Annotated in this window: 4 protein-coding genes; all 4 read right to left on the bottom strand. The window is 73.6% G+C overall.

Annotation, left to right across the window (positions count from 1 at the left end; genetic code table 11):
* Positions 1-85: 85 nt before the first annotated feature.
* Entirely contained in the window at positions 86-430 is a 345-nt protein-coding gene (locus V7793_RS37235; RefSeq protein ID WP_058043235.1) for a sodium:proton antiporter, read from the bottom strand.
* The gene (locus tag V7793_RS37230) at positions 427-1188 is read right to left on the bottom strand and encodes an MnhB domain-containing protein (RefSeq protein WP_336014123.1); all 762 of its coding nucleotides are present in this window, start codon (positions 1186-1188) and stop codon (positions 427-429) included. The genes V7793_RS37235 and V7793_RS37230 overlap by 4 nt, the downstream gene beginning before the upstream one ends.
* On the bottom strand, positions 1185-1433 hold the full coding sequence (locus V7793_RS37225; RefSeq protein WP_336014122.1) for a Na(+)/H(+) antiporter subunit B: 249 nt from the start codon (positions 1431-1433) through the stop codon (positions 1185-1187). Before V7793_RS37225 ends, V7793_RS37230 begins: the two co-directional genes overlap by 4 nt.
* Positions 1426-1772: MrpF/PhaF family protein (locus V7793_RS37220; protein WP_336014120.1), on the bottom strand; the 347-nt coding region annotated here is incomplete at its 5' end. The genes V7793_RS37220 and V7793_RS37225, both read right to left, overlap by 8 nt.

Below are 1772 nucleotides of genomic sequence, written 5' to 3'. Positions count from 1 at the left end.
TGCCGCGACGCCCTGCCGCCACCAGCACGGCCGCTCCCAGCAGCGGCACCACGACGATCAGCGGGAGCAGCAGGTCCACCGCGGATCAGCCCTTCAGTTCCGACAGCTCGTCCGGGTCGACGGTGCCGTGCCGCTTGGCGGTCTGGACGACGAGGGCGAGCAGCAGGGCGGTCACGGTCGCCCCCACGACGACGTCGGTGAGGGCGAGGGCCTGGACGACCGGGTCCACGACGGGCGCGTCGGTCGGCAGGTCGGAGAAGACGGGCGCCGTGGCGCCCTTGCGGTAGCCGACGGCCAGCAGCAGGACGTAGGTGGAGGACTGGGTGACGGCCAGGCACCCGACGGCGTGGACCAGATTGCGGCTGGTGGCGATGCCGTGGACGCCGACGAGGAAGATCCAGCCGGCGGTCAGGTAGGGCAGCAGGCTCATGCTGTGCGTCCTTTGTCCTTCGCGTCGTCGTCCTCGCCTTCGATCTCCAGCGCCTGGCCGAGGAAGTGCGCCAGCAGCACGACGACGGCCGAGGTGACCTCCACCCCGACCGCGGCGTTCAGCAGCGGCACCGTGCCGCCCGAGGAGAGGGTGTTGAAGGTGCCCAGCGGCAGGGTGTTGGCAAGGTAGGCCGAGCCGGCGATCAGCCCGGCCGCGCCGAGCAGCACGTAGGCGGCCTCCCCGGTGCCGTCGGCCAGTTCGAACAGCCCCAGGGGCCGGACGCGCTCCAGCGCCTTGTAGTCGACGGCGATGTACAGCAGGTGCAGGGACGTGGCGACGACCACGCCGCCCTGGAAGCCGCCCCCGGGGCTGAGCTGCCCGTGCGCGATGACGTAGAGGCCGATGAGCAGGGTGACGGGCAGCACGAGGAGGCCGTAGCGGCGCAGCGCGGCCGGCACGTCGGCGGGCTCGGGCGGGACGCGTTTCTCGTCGCGGGTCCGCCGCAGCAGGACGACGGTGCCGAGGACGCAGGCGAACAGGACCGTCTCCTCGCCGAGCGTGTCGAAGGCGCGCTGGTCGAAGTTGACGGAGGAGACGGCGTTCGCGGTGTGCTGCTGCAGCGCGGCGCGCACCGCCCGGTCGCCGTAGGGGTGCCGGGAGCCGCCGAAGCCGGGCAGCTCCGTGCAGGCGGCGGCGTACAGGGCGGCCGTGGCGAGCAGGCCGGCGGTCAGCACCCACAGCCGCAGGCGGCGCGTCATTCCCGCCGCCCGTCGCGCCGGACCTTGCGGACCGTCAGCAGGATCATCAGCGGGGTGACGGCCGAGCCCACGGCGAGCTGTGCGAGACCGACGTCGGGGGCCTGCAGGACGGTGAACAGCGCGGCGAGCGCGAGACCGAGCAGGGAGAGCACGACGGCCTGCCGGGCCGGGTCGCGCTGCAGCACCGCGACCGTGGCCGCGGCCGCCACGAGCAGCAGCACGACGGCGATCAGCGCGTCAGCCATGGCGCACTGCCGCCGAGGTGACGACCCCTCCGGCGATCAGCAGCAGGCCGATGAGGACCAGTTTACCCAGGGCGCGGCCGGGGCCGGCCGCGATGCACAGGGGGACGATGGTCGCCGGGGTGGCGATCAGGACGGCCGGGGTGAGCAGACGCAGTCCGGGCGGCCGTTCACCGGTCCCGTCGCCGAGGAGGCGGGTGAAGACCAGTGTCCCGGCGGGCCCCAGCACGGCCACGACCAGCGCGAGGTCCACGTAGGAGGGCCGTCCGTACCCCTGGGCCAGCAGGAGGAAGACGAGGCACAGCAGGAGCGTCGCCATGTTCTGCGCGGCCACGCGCCGCC

The sequence above is a fragment of the Streptomyces sp. KLMMK genome, from assembly GCF_036961605.1.
Taxonomy (GTDB): domain Bacteria; phylum Actinomycetota; class Actinomycetes; order Streptomycetales; family Streptomycetaceae; genus Streptomyces; species Streptomyces telluris.
This window is presented reverse-complemented; position numbering and strand designations above follow the sequence as displayed.

Coding starts and splice junctions, on each gene's coding strand:
- V7793_RS37235 (WP_058043235.1), bottom strand. CDS start 430: ATGAGCCTGCTGCCCTACCTGACCGCCGGCTGGATCTTCCTCGTCGGC.
- V7793_RS37230 (WP_336014123.1), bottom strand. CDS start 1,188: ATGACGCGCCGCCTGCGGCTGTGGGTGCTGACCGCCGGCCTGCTCGCC.
- V7793_RS37225 (WP_336014122.1), bottom strand. CDS start 1,433: ATGGCTGACGCGCTGATCGCCGTCGTGCTGCTGCTCGTGGCGGCCGCG.